This window comes from Streptomyces olivaceus, from assembly GCF_000721235.1.
GTDB classification, from domain to species: Bacteria; Actinomycetota; Actinomycetes; order Streptomycetales; family Streptomycetaceae; genus Streptomyces; species Streptomyces olivaceus.
Genome location: NZ_JOFH01000035.1, coordinates 70,111 through 87,999, shown reverse-complemented (window position 1 = coordinate 87,999; position 17,889 = coordinate 70,111). Strand labels below are relative to the sequence as shown.

Genomic DNA, 17,889 nt, shown 5'->3' with positions numbered 1-17,889 from the left:
GCTCGACATCAAGATATCTCGTGACCGACCCGGGCTCGACAGGGGTCGCACGGAGATTCAGGACACCCTGCCGCGCGAGCCCGTCGAACACACGGTCGACATCGGGTCCGGTCAGACGAGCGGGACGGTGTCCTCGCCCGTCCGCTGCTGCGGGAACACCACCGCACCCTGCTGGAGCGCGACCGTCCGCGCGGGCGACGGAATGCGGATGCCCTCCGCGCGGTAGCGCCTGTGCAGCCGCTTGATGAACTCGTGCTTGATCCGGTACTGGTCGCTGAACTCGCCGACGCCGAGGATCACCGTGAAGCCGATCCGCGAGTCGCCGAAGGTGTGGAAGCGCACCGCAGGCTCGTGCTCCGGCACCGCACCGGTGATCTCCGTCATCACCTCGGCGACCACCTCCGTCGTCACCCGTTCCACGTGCTCCAGGTCACTGTCGTAGGAGACGCCGACCTGGACCAGGATCGTGAGCCGCTGCTCCGGCCGCATGAAGTTGGTCATGTTCGACTTGGCGAGCTGCCCGTTCGGGATCACGACCAGGTTGTTGGACAGCTCCCGTACGGTGGTCTGCCGCCAGTTGATGTCCTCGACATAGCCCTCCTCGCCGCTGCTGAGCTGGATGTAGTCACCCGGCTGCACGGTCTTCGAGGCGAGGATGTGGATGCCCGCGAAGAGGTTGGCCAGCGTGTCCTGGAGGGCCAGCGCCACCGCGAGACCGCCGACGCCGAGGGCGGTGAGCATCGGCGCGATGGACACGCCCAGGGTCTGCAGGATGACCAGGAAGCCGATGGCCAGCACCAGGATCCGGGTGATGTTCACGAAGATCGTGGCCGACCCGGCGACCCCCGAGCGCGACGTCGTCACCGTCCGCACCAGGCCCGCGACCACCCGCGCCGCCGTCACCGTCGCCACGAAGATCAGCAGCACCGTCAGCACCTGGTTGACGCTGTGCTGCACCGCCCGCGTCAGCGGCAGTGCCGCCGCCGCACCGGCCACGCCGCCCGCGACCGCCGCCCACGGCGCCATCGTGCGCAGCGCGGCCACGATGACGTCGTCGCCGCTCCAGCGGGTGCGCCCCGCGTGGCCCGCCAGCCAGCGCAGCAGCAGGCGCAGCAGGAACGCCCCCAGCAGCCCCGAGCCCAGCGCGATGCCGGCCGGCACCAGGTGGTCCATGGTCAGCTCCTCGGTCACCGCTCGCCTCCAAGGGGCCCGGACGCGGCGGAGGACCCCGCCGAACGCCGGATGTGATCACACGTCACGTCGTCACCTGCTCGATGATGCTTGAGGGAAGGGGGCGCGACCGAGCCTGTCCGCAAGGCAGTTCGACCCGCGCGAAGGCTCATCCTGCCGTATCCCGGGCGGTGTTCCGTACCGCGCACGGAGGCGGGCCGGAGCGTCTCAGACGATGCCCTCGGCCAGTTCCTCCTGCTCACGGTCGTCGCCGTAGGCCGCGGTCGTCGGAGTGCCGTACGAACGCCGGGCGACGAACCACCACACCGTGGCCAGTACCAGTACGACGAGCAGGGCGACGACGGCGTAGTTCATCGTGTCGACCGTCACCGGCGACGCCTGGGGCAGGCAGAAGAGCACGGTGACCAACGCCACCCACACCACCGCGACCCAGCCGACCGGCCTGCTCCACCGCCCCAGGTTCCACGGCCCCGGAGTGAACCGGTCGCCCGCGCGCAGCCGCAGCAGCACCGGGATGGCGTACGCCGGAGTGATGCCGATGACGTTGATGGCGGTCACCGCGCCGTACGCCGTCGCCGAGTACAGGGACGGCACCGCGAGCAGGCAGGCCACGGCCACCGACAGCCACACGGCGGGCACCGGCGTCTGGGTGCGGGCCGAGACCCTGCGCCACAGGGACGAGCCGGGCAGGGCGCCGTCCCGGCTGAACGCGAACACCATCCGGCTGGCGGCGGCCACCTCGGCGTTGCCGCAGAAGAGCTGCGCCACGATCACCACGAGCAGCAGCGCGCTCGCACCGTCCGTGCCCAGGCCGTCCAGGAGGATCTGCGCGGGCGGCACCCCGGTCGCGGTGTCCCGGGTCGCCGCGTAGTCCTGGATCGCGAAGGTCAGCCCGGCCAGCAGCACGAAACCCGCCAGCCACGAGACCCAGATGGCCCGCACGATGCCCCGTGCCGCCGACACCGAGGCGTTCGAGGTCTCCTCGGACAGGTGGGCGGAGGCGTCGTAGCCGGAGAAGGTGTACTGGGCCAGCAGCAGCCCGATCGCGGCGACGTACAGCGGGTTCTCCCAGCCGGTGTCGTTGACGAACTCGGTGAAGACGAACGACGGCGACTGGTGGTGGTCCGGGACGATCACCAGCGCACCGACGATCAGCGCGACACCGGCCAGGTGCCACCACACGCTCACCGAGTTGAGGACACTGACCAGCCGGACCCCGAACAGGTTGAGCACCGCGTGCAGCAGCAGGATCGCCACGAAGATCAGCATCGTCTTCTCCGGCGTCGGGGCGAAGCCCCACTGGAGGTTCAGGAACGCGCCGGTGAACAGCGCCGCCCCGTAGTCGATCCCGGCGATCGCGCCGAGCAGCCCCAGCAGGTTCAGCCAGCCCGTGTACCAGCCCCAGCGGCGGCCGCCGAGCCGGTCGGCCATGTAGTACAGCGCACCCGACGTCGGATACGCGCTGGTGACCTCGGCCAGTGCCATCCCGACGCACAGCACGAACAGGCCGACCCCCGCCCAGCCCCACAGCATCACCGCGGGGCCGCCGGTGCCCAGGCCGAAGCCGTACAGGGTCATGCAGCCGGACAGGATCGAGATCACCGAGAAGCTGATGGCGAAGTTGCCGAAGCCGCCCATCCGGCGGGCCAGCACCGGCCGGTAGCCGAGTTCGCGCAGGCGCTGTTCCTCGTCGGTCGCGGCGCCGGACGCGGAGTGCCGGCCGGCGGCGGGTGGTTCAGAGGGGCGTGACATGACAAACCTCCGGGGACGGGACGGCGTGGGATCAGCGGTGTCGTCGGCCACGGCCGCGGGCGGCCGAACGGCTGCGTGCGCGGGCCTGGAGGAAGACCTCCGCGGCCCGCCGGGCGGAACCGCCGCCGCCCGGGGCCCGGCAGGCCCAGGGCAGCGGCGTCCAGTAGGGGCCGAGCGCGTCGAACACCTGGTCCGCCTCCCGGAACCGGAGGGCGCCCCACAGCGCGTGGGCCAGGTGGTTCAGGTCCGGCAGCGACCGTTCGCCCGGCGGACACTGCGCGAACCAGGAGTCGAACGCCTGCCGCGCCTCACGGGTGGCGTCCTCGGCCACCCAGTGCAGGTCCAGCGCCGCCTCCCGCACGCCCGAACGGCGGTAGCGCTCCACCCGCACGTACAGCGGCAGCACGTGCAGGGCCGAGCCCGGCGGCGCCGAGCCCGCCGCCCACTGCGCGAACCCCGCCGCACGGGCCAGCCGCTCCGAGCCGCCCCGGGGGTAGAGGAACTGGAGCATGCGGTGATGGGCCTCCCGGTTGTCCGGGTCCCGCCTGTCCGCCTCGGCCAGCAGCCCCCACGGGCCCACCGGCAGCATCGGCTCGGGCGGCGGCACCCGGTGCTCGTCCCAGCGCTGCCCCTCGTCCAGCCGGGCCAGCGCAAGCAGGCACACCCACGGCACCGGGTCGTGCGGCGCCGAACGCGTCACCGCGTCGCAGGCGTGCCAGGCCTGGAGCCACAGCTCGTGCGTGCGGCGATGCTCCTCGCGGTGCGCCCGCAGCGCGCGCTCCACGGCGACCCGGGCGTGCATCACCGCGGCGGTCACGCTGCGCGGCTCCTCCGCGAGCCAGGCCCGCACCACGTCCGTACCGGCGGCCGACGCGGCCAGCACCTGAGTCCGCCGGGTCCACTGCGACCAGGAGTCCGTCTGCTCCAGCAGGATGCGCATCGACATCCAGCGTCCGGCGCGCACCTCCTGCAGGGCGGAGCGCAGCGCGCCGTCGTGACCGGCGGGATCGTAGGCGGGCTGTACTCCGTCTCTGGCCATCAGACGCACGCCGCAGGGAGTGGAATCGGCGGGACGGCAGGCTGGAGCGACAAACAGCCCTCCCCTGGGGCGGCGGTGCGGTGGTCGTGCCGGTCGGCGGACACTATAGAGGCGGAGGTTCCGCCTCTGTTCAGTTTCGGCACAGTCGGGAGAATCCGGCGCCACCTGGGAGAACTGACGTACGGTCAGGGGTACTTGACGCGGAGTGCGCACGGCGGCAGGCTGGCGCGCAGTGATCGCCGAGCGGTCGGTGCGGCAGCCGGAGAGGAGCGCCATGGCAGGCCCGGTACTCGCCGTCGACCAGGGCACATCCGGCACCAAGGCGCTGGTCGTCTGCCCCGAACGCGGCGTCGTCGGCACCGGTTTCGCCGAGGTCCGCCCACGCCCCCTGCCCGGGGGCCTGGTCGAGGTGGACCCGGAGGAGCTGTACGGCTCGGTGCTCGAAGCCGGCCGCCGGGCCCTCGCCGAGGCGGGCGAGCCCGTCACCGCGCTGGGGCTGGCCAACCAGGGCGAGACGGTCCTCGCCTGGGACCCGCGCACCGGCCGCCCGCTCACCGACGCCCTGGTCTGGCAGGACCGCCGCGCGGAGAGCGTGTGCGCCGGACTCGCCGCGCATGCCGAAGAGTTGCGGCATACGACCGGCCTGCCCCTCGACCCGTACTTCGCCGCCCCGAAAATGGCCTGGATCCGACGGCACCTGACCCGCGAGGGCCACGTCACCACCTCCGACACCTGGCTGGTCCACCGCCTCACCGGCGCCCGCGTCACCGACGCCGCGACCGCCTCCCGCACCCAGCTGCTCGACCTCGACCGCACCGACTGGTCGCCCCGCGCCCTGGAGCTGTACGGCCTGAGGGACGAAGCGCTCCCGGAGATCGTGGACAACGCCGCCCACGTCGGCACGACCGGGGTCTTCGGCCCCGAACTCCCGCTCACCGGACTCGCCGTCGACCAGCAGGCCGCACTGCTCGCCCAGCGCGTCACCGAGCCGGGCACCGCCAAGTGCACCTACGGCACCGGCGCGTTCCTCCTCGCCGACACCGGCGCCACCCCGCGGCGCGGCACCTCGGGCCTGGCCGCCTGCGTCGCCCGGCGGCTCGGCGGACGCACCGACTACTGCCTGGACGGCCAGGTGTACACGGCCGCCTCCGCCGTGCGCTGGCTCACCGACCTCGGCGTCCTCCGGGGCGCCGCCGACCTCGACCCCACCGGCGCGACGGTGCCGGACGCGGGCGGCGTCACCTTCGTCCCGGCACTGGCCGGCCTCGCCGCCCCCTGGTGGCGCGGCGACCTGCGCGGCTCGCTCACCGGACTCGGCCTCGACACCACCCCCGGGCACCTGGTGCGCGCCCTGTGCGAGGGCATCGCCGCCCAGGTCGCCGAACTCGCCGACGCCGCGGCGGCCGACCTCGGCGCCCCGCTGACGGTACTGCGCGTCGACGGCGGCCTCACCCGCTCGGCCCTCCTCATGCAGACCCAGGCCGACCTGCTGCAACGCCCCGTGGAGGTGTCCGCCCTGCCCGACGCCACCGCGCTCGGCGTCGGCGCCCTGGCCCGGCTCGGCGCGGACCCGGCCCTGACCCTCGCCGACGCGCTCCCCGACGCGGGCCCCGCCGCGGTGTACGAGCCGCGCGTGTCCGCCGACGAGGCGGGCACCCGCCGCGCCCGCTTCCGCACGGCGGTCGACGCGCTGCTCGCCGCAGAGCCGGCGTGAAGGGGGCGCGACGGCCCGCGGGCCGGCGGGGCACGGGGCGCTCCGCGTTCCAGGGCTCGGGGCGCCCCGCGTTCCAGGGCTTCGGGTGCCGCGTGTTCCCGCACCGCGGGTGCTCCGCGTTCCGGGCCTCCGTGCGCCCCGCGGCCCCGGGCGGCGGAGCAGGGAGCCCGTCCTGCCGCGCCGAACTGGCGCCCGGCGCGTCAAGTGGCCCGCCTACCCGGGGCGTTCACCGTACCCTCGGCGTGCCCCGCGCCCCGGGAGCCCACCGTGCCTCGGGAGCCCACCGTGCCCCGGCGGGACACCGCGCCCCCGACGGCCCGCCCGCCGAGCGGAGTCGCGTGTGACCGTCACCGTCTCCGGGCCCCTGCCCGCCGAGCCGTACGACGTGGTGGTCGTCGGCGCGGGCGTGGTCGGCTGTGCGATCGCGCGCCGGCTCGCGCACCATCCGGCCCTGCGGGTCGCCCTCGTCGAGGCCCTGGACGACGTCGGGCAGGGCACGTCCAAGGCCAACACCGCCATTCTGCACACCGGTTTCGACGCCGTGCCCGGCTCCCTCGAAGCGCGGCTCGTACGCGAGGGCGCCCGCCTGCTCGCCACCTACGCCACCGAGTCCGGCATCCCCGTCGAACGCGTCGGCGCCCTGCTCGTCGCCTGGGACGAGGAGCAGCTCGCCGCCCTGCCCCGCCTCGCGGAGAAGGCCGCCCGCAACGCGTACCACGACACCCGCCTCCTCGGCCCCGCCGACCTGTACGCCCGCGAACCCCACCTCGGCCCCGGCGCGCTCGGCGCCCTCCACGTGCCCGGCGAGAGCATCATCTGCCCCTGGACGACCACCCTCGCGTACGCCACCCAGGCGGTCCGCGCCGGAGTCGACCTGCACCTGAACACGCCGGTCGAACCCGCCGGCCGCCACGACGGCGTCCACCGCCTGACCACCCCGCGCGGCCCCCTGCACGCCCGCCGGCTCGTCAACGCGGCCGGACTGCACGCCGACACCCTCGACCGGGGTCTCGGCCTCGACGACTTCACCGTCACCCCGCGCCGGGGCCAGCTCGTCGTCCACGACAAGTTCGCCCGCGCCCTCGTCCGGCACATCCTGCTGCCGGTCCCCACCGCCCTCGGCAAGGGCGTCCTGGTCGCACCGACCGTCTACGGCAACGTCCTGCTGGGCCCCACCGCCGAGAACCTCGACGACAAGGACGCCACCGAGTCCACCGCCGAGGGGCTGCGCGCCCTGCGCGAACAGGGCCGCCGCATCCTCCCCGCACTGCTGGATGAGGAGGTCACCGCCGTCTACGCCGGACTGCGCGCCGCCACCGAGCACGACGACTACCGCATCCGCGCCCACCCGGAACTGGGCAGTGTCACGGTCGGCGGCATCCGCTCCACCGGCCTCACCGCCTCCCTCGCCATCGCCGCGCACGTCACCGCCCTGCTCGCCGAAACCGGCCTCGACCTCGGCGCGGAGCGCCCGCCCGACCCGGTCCGGATGCCCAACCTCGGCGAGGCCTTCCCACGCCCCCACCAGCAGCCCGAACGCGTCGCCGCCGACCCGGAGTACGGCGTCCTGGTCTGCCACTGCGAGCGCGTCTCCCGCGGCGAGATCCGCGACGCCCTCGCCAGTACGATCCCGCCCCGGAGCCCGGAGGGACTGCGCCGCCGCACCCGGGCCAGGTCGGGCCGCTGCGGCGGGTTCCACTGCGGAGCGGCCGTACGGGCGCTCTTCGAGGAGGCAGGCGGATGAGCCGCGAGGTCGACGTCCTGGTGGTCGGGGCGGGACCCGCCGGACTCGTGGCCGCCTCCCGGCTCGCGGCGGCCGGGGCGCACGTCGAGGTTCTGGAGCGCGAGCAGTGGCCCGGGGGAGTGCCGAGGCACTGCGCGCACCGGGGCTTCGGCGCGTGGCCGCACGCGCTGACCGGCCCCGACCACGCACGGCGGCTCACGGAGGCCGCCGCCCGCGCGGGCGCCGACGTGCGGACCGGTGTCACCGCGCTCGACTGGACGGGCGACCTCGCCCTCGCCACCGTCGGACCGGGCGGCGCCGAGACCCTCGCCGCCCGGGCCGTGATCCTCGCCACCGGCGCCCGTGAACGCCCCCGCGCCGCCCGCCTCGTCCCCGGCACCCGCCCGGCCGGCGTCCACACCACCGGCGAACTCCAGCAGGCGGTCCACCTGTACGGGCAGCACATCGGCACCCGCGCGGTGATCGTCGGCGCCGAGGCGGTCTCCCACGCCGCCGCCGACACCGTACGGGCCGCCGGAGCCGAGGTCGTCGCCCTGGTCACCGACCTGCCCCGGGCCCCGGCCGCCGCCGCGCGCACCCTGGACGCCCGCCTGCGGCACCGCACCCCCGTCCTCACCGGCACCTCGGTCACCGAACTCCTCGGCCGCGGACGCCTGTCGGGCGTGCGGGTCCGCCACCGCGACGGCCGTACGGCCACGCTGCCCTGCGACACCGTCGTGTTCACCGGCGACTTCGTCCCCGAGCACGAACTCGCCCGGCGCGGCGCGCTCACCCTGGCCCCGGGCACCCGCGGCCCCGCCGTCGACGGCGCCCTGCGGACCTCGCGGCCCGGCGTCTTCGCGGCCGGCAGCGTGCTGCACGCCGTCGAGAGCGCGGCGACGGCGGCCCGCGAGGGCGCGCACGCGGCCGGCGCCGTACGCGACTGGCTCGCCGCCGACCGGAGCAGGGCCGCGCACTGGCCCACCGGCGTCCCGCTGGTCACCGCCCCGCCCCTGCTGCGCATCACCCCCGACCGCGTCACCCCGGCCGACCGTCTCCCGTACCTCCTGCGCACGGCGATCCCGCTGAGCCGCCCGGTCCTGTACGTCACCCAGGACGGCCGCCCGCTGCACCGGGCCCGGCTCCCGCTCACCGTCGCCGCCCCGCACCGCCCGCTGACCCTGACGGCCCGCTGGACACACCGCGTCGACCCCGCGGGCGGACCGGTACACGTCACGATCGCCTGACCCCGCCCCCCTCCACCGGAGCAGGTACCCGGGCAGGCGCCGCCCGCTCCCGCCCTCAGATCACCCGCATCCGCACCAGCGCCGCCAGCGTCAGCGCCCCCGGCAGCAGCGGCAGCCACACCGTGAGGAGCCGGAACGCCAGGACCACCGCCGTGGCGACGGCCGCCGGTCCGCCCGTCGCCACCAGCGCCACGACCAGCGCCGCCTCCACCGATCCGATGCCGCCGGGGGTGGGCACCAGCGCCACCGCGACCGTCGCCGCCAGGTACGCCACCGCCATGTGCGCGGCCGGCACCGGCAGCCCGAGCGACCGCCCCACCAGTACCAGCGCCGAGGCCTGCAGCGCGGGGAACGCGAGGGCGCCGCCCCACAGCGCCAGCGCACGCGCCGGGCGCCCGTGCACCGAACGGGCCTCGCCGAGGGCCGTCCGCAGGAAGGAGGCCACCGCCGCGCGCAGCCGGGGCACCAGCGCGAGCACCCCCGCCGCCACCGCCGGCACCGCGACCGCGACGACCAGCAGCGGCCCCGCCGCCCCCTCGGGCAGCAGCGTTCCCAGCCGCAGCGCACCGGGGAACGCGATCAGCAGGGCGCCCAGCAGGGCCACCCGGCCGACGCTCTCCGCCAGCAGGTACAGCGCGAGGGCGGCCGAGGAACGCGCGAGCGGCAGCCCGCACACCGTCATGAACCGCAGGTTGACCGCGCTCGCGCCCAGTCCCGTCGGCAGCAGGTGGTTGGCCGCGCCCGCCGCGAACTGCGTGGCCAGCAGCCGGCGCCGCGGCAGCCGCTCCACCACCGCGCCCTGCCGGGTGCAGGCGGCGGCGACCCAGGTCAGACAGGTCGCCCCCGCGGCGGCCAGCAGCCACGGCCAGCGGGCCGTGGCCAGGTGCCCGAAGCCCTCGGCCAGCACCGACCGGTGCCGCACCGCGACCACGGCGACCAGCAGCAGCGGAAGGACGCACAGCACCCGGCGGACCGGGAACCGGCGGGGCAGTGGCTTCTCGGCGAGTCGTACCGCTGTCGTCACAGCACAAGAGTCTCCCCGAACCGGGCCAACTACGGGTGGCCGAGGCGCGGACTCGGTCTTACGGACCGTGGGCCGTGCCGTCTTACGGACGGTGGGCCGTGCCGCCTTGACCTCAAGATTGCTTGAGGTCCTACCGTCCTGCGCATGAGCATGGAGACCACAGCCTGGACCCAGCTGCGCGACGTCATGTACGCCGAGCAGGAACGCCGTCCCCTCACCCGCGCGACGCTGCGCCGCATCGGCGCGTTCGCCCGCCCCCACCGCCGCCGCATCGCGCGCTTCGTCCTGCTCGGGGTGGCGACCGCACTGCTCGCCGTCGCCACCCCCGTCCTGGCCGGACGCGTCGTGGACGTGATCGTGTCGGGCGACGACGAGGGCACGGTCGTCCGCCTCGCCCTGCTGATCGCGCTCATCGCCGTCGCGGAGGCGGTGCTGGGCATCCTCTCCCGCCGGCTCTCCGCGACGCTCGGGGAGGGACTCATCCTGGACCTGCGGACGGCCGTGTTCGATCATGTGCAGCGCATGCCGGTCGCGTTCTTCACACGTACTCGTACGGGTGCGCTGGTCTCCCGTCTCAACAACGACGTCATCGGCGCCCAGCGCGCCTTCAGCAACACCCTGTCCGGCGTGGTCAGCAACCTGGTCACGCTGCTGCTCACGCTCGCCGTCATGCTCACCCTCTCCTGGCAGATCACCCTGCTCGCCCTGGCGCTGCTCCCGGTGTTCGTGCTCCCGGCCCGGCGCATGGGCCGCCGGATGGCCCGCATGCAGCGCGAGGCCGCCGCCCTCAACGCCGCCATGGGCACCCGCATGACCGAGCGCTTCTCCGCGCCCGGCGCCACCCTCGTCAAGCTGTTCGGCCGCCCGGAGGAGGAGTCGGCCGAGTTCGCCGACCGCGCCCGCCGCGTCGCCGACATCGGCGTGCGCACCGCCACCGCCCAGGCGGCCTTCATCACCGCGCTCACCCTGGTCTCCGCCCTGGCCCTCGCCCTCGTCTACGGCCTCGGCGGCTTCCTCGCCCTGCGCGGCAGCCTGGACCCCGGCGCCGTCGTGGCCCTGGCCCTGCTGCTGACCCGGATGTACGCCCCGCTGACCGCGCTCGCCGGGGCCCGCGTCGAGGTCATGAGCGCCCTCGTCAGCTTCGAGCGGGTCTTCGAGGTCCTCGACCTCGCCCCGCTCATCGCCGAGAAGCCCGACGCCCGCCGCGTCCCCGACGGCCCGGTCGCCGTCGAGTTCGACGACGTCCGCTTCGGCTACCCGTCCGCCGACCGGGTCTCCCTGGCCTCCCTCGAAGAGGTCGCCACCCTCGACACCCGCGGCGGCGAGGAGGTTCTGCACGGCCTCTCCTTCCGCGCCGAGCCCGGTCAGACCGTCGCGCTCGTCGGGTCCTCCGGCGCCGGCAAGTCCACCGTCGCCGCCCTGCTGCCGCGCCTGTACGACGCCGACGGGGGCACGGTGCGCGTCGGCGGCGTCGACGTCCGCGACCTGAGCGCCCGTTCGCTGCGCGACACCGTCGGCATGGTCACGCAGGACGGCCACCTCTTCCACGACACCGTCCGGGCCAACCTGCTCCTCGCCCGCCCCGACGCCGCCGAGAACGACCTCTGGGCCGCCCTGGACCGGGCCCGCCTCACGGATCTCGTACGGTCCCTGCCCGACGGCCTCGACACCGTGGTCGGCGAGCGCGGCTACCGCCTCTCCGGCGGGGAGCGCCAGCGGATGACCATCGCCCGGCTGCTCCTGGCCCGCCAGCGCGTCGTCATCCTCGACGAGGCCACCGCCCACCTCGACAACACCTCCGAGGCGGCCGTCCAGGAGGCGCTCACCGAGGCCCTGGAGGGCAGGACGGCGCTGGTGATCGCCCACCGGCTGTCCACGATCCGCGCCGCCGACCAGATCCTGGTGGTCGAGGCCGGCCGCATCGTCGAACGCGGCACCCACGACGAACTCCTCGCCGCCGACGGCCGCTACGCCCAGCTCCACCGCACCCGCTTCGCACGCCGCACGATGGACAAGGCCGCGTAGCCGCCGCCGCGGACTCGCGGGCACCGGCCGCCCCGACCGACCGGTGCTTGGCGGACCGGTGCCCGGCGGACCGGCGGCCGACGCCCGCCGCAGGCGAGCGGCCCCGGCCGCCTCAGCCGCGCACGCTCAGCCACACCGCCGTGTCCCGCGGCAGCCGGCCGTCCCCGGCGAGAGGCCCGCTGGCCAGCAGCACCGCGCTGTGCGCGGGCAGCGCCACCGGTGCGGGGGACAGGTTGACCAAGCAGATCGGGCCCGCCCCCCGCCGGAACGCCAGGACGCCGTCCGGCGCCGGCAGCCACTCCAGCGGCCCGTCGCCGAAACCGTCCGCGGCACGGCGCAGTCGCAGCGCCTCGCGGTAGAGCGAGAGCATCGACGCCGGGTCCGCGCCCTGGCGGTCCGCCGCGTACGCCGCCCACCCCTCGGGCTGCGGCAGCCACGGCTCCCGCTCCGAGCCGAAACCGCAGTACGGCGCGTCCGCGATCCAGGGCAGCGGCACCCGGCAGCCGTCCCGGCCCGGGTCCACGCCGCCGGAGCGGAAGTGCATCGGGTCCTGGATCCGCTCGCGCGGTACGTCGGCCTCGGGCAGGCCCAGTTCCTCCCCCTGGTACAGGTAGACCGACCCCGGCAGGGCCAGCGTCAGCAGCGCGGCGGCCCGCGCCCGCCGGGTACCGAGGGCCAGGTCCGTCGGGGTGCCGAAGGCCTTCTTCGCGAAGTCGAAGCCGGTGTCCTCGCGGCCGTACCGGGTCACGGTGCGGGTCACGTCGTGGTTGCACAGCACCCACGTGGCCGGGGCGCCCACCGGCGCGTGCTCCGCCAGGGTGTCGTCGATGGTGCGGCGCAGCCGCCCGGCCTCCCACGGGCAGGACAGGAAATTGAAGTTGAACGCGGTGTGCAGCTCGTCGGGCCGCAGGTAGCGCGCGAAGCGCTCGGCGTCGGGCAGCCACACCTCGCCCACGAAGACACCCCCGTAGGCGTCGGCGACGGCGCGCCAGGAGCGGTAGACGTCGTGCAGCTCGTCCTGGTCGATGTACGGGTGCGGGTCGACGCCCTCCTCGAAGTCCGCGAGCGCCGGGTCCTTCGCGAGCAGAGCCGCGGAGTCGATGCGCACACCCGCCACCCCGCGCTCGAACCAGAACCGCAGCACGTCCTCGTGCTCCCGGCGCACCTCGGGGTGGGCCCAGTTGAGGTCGGGCTGCTCCGGCGTGAACAGGTGCAGGTACCACTCGCCGTCCGGGACCCGCGTCCAAGTCGGCCCGGAGAACTGGGAGGGCCAGTTGTTGGGCGGCAGTTCCCCGTGTTCGCCGCGGCCGGGGCGGAAGTGGAAGCGCTCCCGCTCCGCGCTGCCCGGACCGGCCTCCAGCGCTGCCCGGAACCAGGCGTGCTGGTCGGAGACGTGGTTGGGGACGATGTCGACGATGGTGCGGATGCCCAGCTCCCGGGCCTCCGCGATCAGTTTCTCGGCCTCGCCGAGGGTGCCGAAGGTCGGGTCGATCGTGCGGTAGTCGGCGACGTCGTAGCCGCCGTCGACGAGCGGGGAGACGTACCAGGGGGTGAACCAGACGGCGTCGACGCCGAGTTCGGCGAGATAGGGCAGACTCGCCCGGACACCCGCGAGGTCACCGGTGCCGTCGCCGTCCCCGTCGGCGAAACTGCGGGGATACACCTGGTAGATGACGGCGTCGCGCCACCAGTTGTCGGTGCCGTGCGAGGTGGGGGCTGCCACGTGAGGGTCCTTTCGGGCAGAGTGGATCTTCGCCGCCGGCCCGGACGGAGCGGGGCGTCGGACGGGCCGGCGGCGAAGGCTGACGGGGACGGGCCGGGAGGAGGGGGACGAGGGCCGGGCCTCAGCCCTTGAGTCCTCCGGCGGTGAGTCCGCCCATGATGTTGCGCTGGAAGATCAGGAAGATGATCAGGGTGGGCAGCGAGGCCATGGTGAGCGCGGCGATCAGCGTGTTCATCGGCACTCCGTTGGACAGGGAGTAGATGCCGACGTTCAGGGTCTGCCTGGCCGGGTCGGGCAGGGTCAGCATGGGCCAGAGGAAGTCCTTCCAGACGCCCACGATCGCGAAGATGGACACCACGCCGAGGATCGGCCGCGAGATCGGCAGCACGATGGACCAGAGCGTGCGCATCGGTGAGGCGCCGTCCATCGAGGCGGCGTCGAGCAGCTCCCGGGGGATCGAGTCGAAGAACCGCTTCAGCAGGAAGATGTTGAAGGCGTTGGTCACCGAGGGCAGCCAGATCGCCCACGGCGTGTTCAGCAGGTTCCGTTCGAAGACGGGCACGTCGAGCACCGTCAGGTACTGCGGCACGACCAGCACGGTCGCCGGGATCATCAGGGTGGCCAGCATCAGACCGAGGATGGCCCTGCCGAGGACCGGCCGGAGCTTGGACAGCGAGTAGGCCGCCGCCACGTCGAACACCAGCTGGAAGGCGAGCGCGCCGAACGCGTAGAACAGCGTGTTCCCGAGCAGGCCGGCCAGGTCCATGACGTTCCACGCCTCGGAGTAGTTCTCCGGCCGGAACGACTCGGGAACCAGGGTCGGCGGGGTCCGCACGACCTCCTGGGTGTCCTTGAAGCCGCTGGAGACCATCCAGTACATCGGCCCGAGGAAGACGACGGTGAACAGGGCGACGACGAGGCCGAACACCACCCAGTACAGCAGCCTGCCGCGCGGCCGGGCCAGTTGGGCCGGTGAGATGAGTGTGCGTGTGGACATCCGTTGTTTCCCCCGGCTCTACTCGTCCTCGGCGCGGCTGAGCTTCACGTACGCCGCCGAGAACCCGGCCAGGAGTACGAGGAGCAGCAGGCCGAGGGCCGCCGCGGCACCGTAGTCGTTGAAGTTGAAGGCGTACTGGTAGATCAGGTAGACGACCGTCGTGGTCGAGCCCTCGGGCCCGGCGCCGCCGGTGAGCAGGAAGGGCTCCACGAAGACCTGCATGGTGGAGATGATCTGCATCAGCAGCATCAGCGACAGGACGAGCCGCGTCTGCGGGATCGTCACGTGCCAGACCTTGCGCAGCAGCCCGGCCCCGTCCAGCTCCGCCGCCTCGTACAGCTCACCGGGGATGCCCTGGAGCGCGGCCAGGTAGATGAGCGCGGCGCCGCCCATGTTCATCCATGTGGAGGCGATGACCACGGAGAGCAGGGAGAGGTCCGGATCCTGCAGCCACTGCTGCTCGGGCAGCCCGAGGAACCCGAACACCTCGTTGAGCATGCCGTAACCGGGGTCGTACAGGTACTTGAAGAGCAGCACGGAGGCGACCGGCGGCAGCATCACCGGCAGATAGACCAGCAGCCGCAAGTAACCCTTCCCGTGCCTGAGTTCGTTGATGACGATCGCGACGACGAACGGCACGGCGAAGCCGAGGACCAGGGCCAGCAGCGTGTACAGCGCGGTGTTGCGCCAGGCCTGCCAGAAGGCCGGGTCGTTGAAGACCGTGGACAGGTTGTCCAGGCCGACCCAGGAGACCTCGCCCCGGTCCGTCTTCTGGAAGGCGAGGAAGAACTCCCGGACCATCGGGTACCAGGAGAAGAACGCGAAGCAGAGGACCGCTCCGATCAGGAAGCCGTGCGCGGTGAGGTTGCGCTTCAGGCTCCTGCCGAACGAACCGCCGCGCCGGGGCGGGCCGTCCGCCGGCGGCTGAGGGGGGCGGGTTCCCGCCGCCTTGCTCGGGGTCAGGCTGGGGGCCGACATCGTCGCTCCTTGGGGCTGGTCTCAGGGGCCCCGGGGGACGGCGCGGCCCGCCCCCCGAGGGAGCCGGTCACTGCGTGGCCAGGACCTGGTCGACCTGCTGCTCCGCGCCGGAGAGCAGCTTGTCGACGTCGGCGTCCTTGTTGGTGAGGAGACCGGACATCACGTTGTCGAGGACCTTGTAGACCTCCTGGGCCTTCGGCGGCTCGGCCATGCCGGGGACCGGGTTGTCCGTGAACGCCCTGAAGTTCTCGACCGGCATGGTCGCGTGCTCCAGCCGGGCCGCGTCGTCCTTCTTCTTCGACTCGTTCAGCCAGAAGTTGGGCTGCGGCAGACCCACCGGCAGCTTGTCGGTCTTCTTGCGGGCCCAGTCGAACTGCCCCTTGCCGACGCTGAGGTTCTCGAAGTTCAGCCAGGCGACGGCGGCCTTGATCTTGTCGGCCGAGATCCCCTTCTTGATCATGTAGCTGTTGCCGCCGGAGAGGGTGTTCTTCTCGCCGGGGATCGGGCCCATGCCGAAGTTCTCGTAGTCGGCGCCCAGTTGCTGGACCATGTACGTGATGTCGTCGGGCGCGGCCAGGAACATGCCGAGCTTGTCCGTGGCGATCTGCTTCTGGAGGTCACCCCACTTGAGCAGCTGGGTCTTGCCCATGCTGCCGTCCTCCCAGCGCATGGCGTGGAGGTTCTCGGCGACCGCCTTGCCCGTCTCGTCGTCGAACGTCGCCTTCTTGCCGCTCCCGTCGACGACCGCGGCACCGCGGCTGTACATCTGGGCGGTGAAGTGCCATCCGCCGGTGTTGCCCGCGCTGTACTCGCCGAAGCCGGCGATGCCGTCGCCCAGGTCCGCGATCTTCTTGGCGGCGGTGCGGACCTCGTCCCAGGTGCGCGGCGGGGCGTCCGGGTCGAGGCCCGCCTTCTCGAAGAGCTTGCGGTTGATCAGCAGGCCCATCGTGTAGTTGCTGGTGGGCAGGCCGTAGAGCTTGTTCTCGTGCTTGAGCGAGCCGAGGACGTTCGGGTCGATGTCCTTGAGGAGCGGCACCGTCTTGTCGGTGACGTACGCCGTGATGTCCTCGGCGCCGTCGTTGTCCAGCACCTGCGGCAGGTCGGTGAAGTACGTGTAGAAGACGTCGGGCTGCGACTTGGCCTTGAGCATCGCCGTGAAGCGCGGCGGCTCCAGACACTGGCCCGGAGTGGAGCGGCCCTCGACGGTGACGTTGGGGTAGATCTCGTTGAACGCCTCGACGTCCTCCTTCCACTCCTTCAGCTCGGCCGCCTTCGCCGCCGGGGGCATGCAGTCGATGGTGATCGTCACCTTGGTCTTCGGGTCCAGCGGAGCGGCCGGGTCGGAGGACCCGCTGCCGCCTTCGGAACCGCCGCCGTCGTCGCTGCTGCTCGTGCCGCAGGCGGCCAGAGCGGTCAGGGTGAGAGCGGAGACGAGCGTCATGGCGCCGGCACGGCGGGTACGGCGGAACCGAGCACTTCTCATGGGTGGTCCCCTTCGGGCATGAACGTGGAAGGCGCCCCACCGCCGATGCGTTGTGGGGCGCCGCACACTCAACCACCGCGAACAAGTGAACGCAATATCTCGCGCTGATTTCGTAAATGCTTGACAGGTCTTGGGAGAAGTCGAAAGAGCGCTACCTGCCGGAAGCCTGTGCGGTGGAGCCGCGGACGACGAGTTCCGGTTCGAAGAGCAGTTCCCTGTGCGGGACTTCGGTGCCCTGGATCTGGGCGCAGAGGAGGTCGACGGCGGCGCGTCCCATGGCTTCGATGGGCTGGCGGACGGTCGTGAGGGGTGGCTCCGTGCACGTCATGAAGGCGGAGTCGTCGTACCCCACGACCGACACGTCGTGGGGTACGTGGAGTCCGCGGCGGCGGGCGGCGCGGACGGCGCCGAGGGCGAGGGGGTCGCTGGCGCAGATGACGCCGGTGACGCCGCGGTCGAGGAGGCGGGTCGCTGCTGCCTGGCCTCCTTCGAGGGAGAACATGGCGCGTTCCACGTGGGTGTCGGGCAGTGCGGCGTCCGTGGCCTCGGCCGTCTGCCGGGCGGCGGCCAGCTTCCTGCGGGACGGGATGTGGTCGGACGGGCCCAGCACCAGCCCGATGCGCTCGTGCCCCAGGGACGCCAGGTGCCGCCAGGACTGGCCGACGGCCACCGCGTCGTCGCAGGCGACGCACGGGAAGCCCAGATCCGGGATGGAGGCGTTGACGAGCACCACGGGGATGTTGCGCTCGGCGAGCAGGCGGTAGTGGTCGTGCGGCGCGTCGGCCTGGGCGAAGAGGCCGCCGCCGGCGAAGACGACGCCGGACACCTGCTGCTGGGTCGCCTGGGAAACCCCCGGTTTGCCGTTGAGCACCCGGCTGACCGTGGCCTCGCTGACCCCAACCTTCTTCGCCACCTGAGCAAGTCGTCGCGTCACGAACGCAAGACTAGCGCAAGTCTCCGCAAGAGACTTGCGCCAGTCCGTGAACCAGCCGA

The 17,889-nt window shown here is 73.2% G+C and carries 13 protein-coding genes; 4 read left to right on the top strand and 9 right to left on the bottom strand.

What is annotated here, in order from left to right; all coding sequences use genetic code 11:
* Positions 1–111 precede the first annotated feature (111 nt).
* The 3 genes from IG94_RS0131230 to IG94_RS0131220 all read right to left on the bottom strand — a co-directional run bounded on the left by IG94_RS0131230 (position 112) and on the right by IG94_RS0131220 (position 3,982).
* Positions 112–1,191, bottom strand: coding sequence for a mechanosensitive ion channel family protein (locus tag IG94_RS0131230; protein WP_031044951.1), 1,080 nt, complete (start codon positions 1,189–1,191; stop codon positions 112–114).
* A 207-nt stretch (positions 1,192–1,398) separates the two neighbouring features.
* A complete protein-coding gene (locus IG94_RS0131225) occupies positions 1,399–2,943 on the bottom strand; it encodes an amino acid permease (protein ID WP_031044947.1) in 1,545 nt (514 codons plus the stop codon).
* Between the two features lie 31 nt (positions 2,944–2,974).
* Positions 2,975–3,982 (bottom strand): hypothetical protein, encoded by a 1,008-nt coding sequence (locus IG94_RS0131220; protein WP_031044945.1) that lies wholly within the window; start codon positions 3,980–3,982, stop codon positions 2,975–2,977.
* A 274-nt stretch (positions 3,983–4,256) separates the two neighbouring features.
* Here IG94_RS0131220 and IG94_RS0131215 point away from each other — a divergent pair, with 274 nt between their 5' ends.
* The 3 genes from IG94_RS0131215 (at position 4,257) to IG94_RS0131205 (ending at position 8,666) form a co-directional block, all read left to right on the top strand.
* On the top strand, positions 4,257–5,696 hold the full coding sequence (locus IG94_RS0131215; RefSeq protein ID WP_031044942.1) for an FGGY family carbohydrate kinase: 1,440 nt from the start codon (positions 4,257–4,259) through the stop codon (positions 5,694–5,696).
* Between the two features lie 340 nt (positions 5,697–6,036).
* The gene (locus IG94_RS0131210; protein WP_031044940.1) at positions 6,037–7,440 is read left to right on the top strand and encodes an FAD-dependent oxidoreductase; all 1,404 of its coding nucleotides are present in this window, start codon (positions 6,037–6,039) and stop codon (positions 7,438–7,440) included.
* Positions 7,437–8,666 (top strand): NAD(P)/FAD-dependent oxidoreductase, encoded by a 1,230-nt coding sequence (locus IG94_RS0131205; RefSeq protein WP_031044937.1) that lies wholly within the window; start codon positions 7,437–7,439, stop codon positions 8,664–8,666. The genes IG94_RS0131210 and IG94_RS0131205 overlap by 4 nt, the downstream gene beginning before the upstream one ends.
* A 55-nt stretch (positions 8,667–8,721) precedes the next feature.
* On the opposite strand, the gene IG94_RS0131200 is transcribed toward IG94_RS0131205, so the two are convergent.
* Entirely contained in the window at positions 8,722–9,657 is a 936-nt protein-coding gene (locus IG94_RS0131200) for a lysylphosphatidylglycerol synthase transmembrane domain-containing protein (RefSeq protein WP_052410947.1), read from the bottom strand.
* A 183-nt stretch (positions 9,658–9,840) separates the two neighbouring features.
* On the opposite strand from IG94_RS0131200, the gene IG94_RS0131195 reads away from it, so the two are divergent.
* Entirely contained in the window at positions 9,841–11,715 is a 1,875-nt protein-coding gene (locus tag IG94_RS0131195) for an ABC transporter ATP-binding protein (protein ID WP_107060752.1), read from the top strand.
* 112 nt (positions 11,716–11,827) lie between these two features.
* Here the strand turns inward: IG94_RS0131195 and IG94_RS0131190 are convergent, their stop codons facing one another.
* The 5 genes from IG94_RS0131190 to IG94_RS0131170 form a co-directional block, all read right to left on the bottom strand.
* The gene (locus IG94_RS0131190; protein WP_031044928.1) at positions 11,828–13,438 is read right to left on the bottom strand and encodes a glycoside hydrolase family 13 protein; all 1,611 of its coding nucleotides are present in this window, start codon (positions 13,436–13,438) and stop codon (positions 11,828–11,830) included.
* A 121-nt stretch (positions 13,439–13,559) separates the two neighbouring features.
* Positions 13,560–14,435 carry a carbohydrate ABC transporter permease gene (locus IG94_RS0131185; RefSeq protein WP_031044926.1) on the bottom strand — a complete coding sequence of 292 codons (876 nt, stop codon included), beginning with the start codon at positions 14,433–14,435 and terminating at the stop codon, positions 13,560–13,562.
* Positions 14,436–14,453: 18 nt separating this feature from the next.
* Positions 14,454–15,413 carry a carbohydrate ABC transporter permease gene (locus tag IG94_RS0131180; RefSeq protein WP_031044922.1) on the bottom strand — a complete coding sequence of 320 codons (960 nt, stop codon included), beginning with the start codon at positions 15,411–15,413 and terminating at the stop codon, positions 14,454–14,456.
* 67 nt (positions 15,414–15,480) lie between these two features.
* Positions 15,481–16,896, bottom strand: coding sequence for an extracellular solute-binding protein (locus IG94_RS0131175; protein WP_031044920.1), 1,416 nt, complete (start codon positions 16,894–16,896; stop codon positions 15,481–15,483).
* A gap of 151 nt (positions 16,897–17,047) precedes the next feature.
* A complete protein-coding gene (locus IG94_RS0131170) occupies positions 17,048–17,830 on the bottom strand; it encodes a LacI family DNA-binding transcriptional regulator (RefSeq protein WP_031044917.1) in 783 nt (260 codons plus the stop codon).
* Positions 17,831–17,889 lie beyond the last annotated feature (59 nt).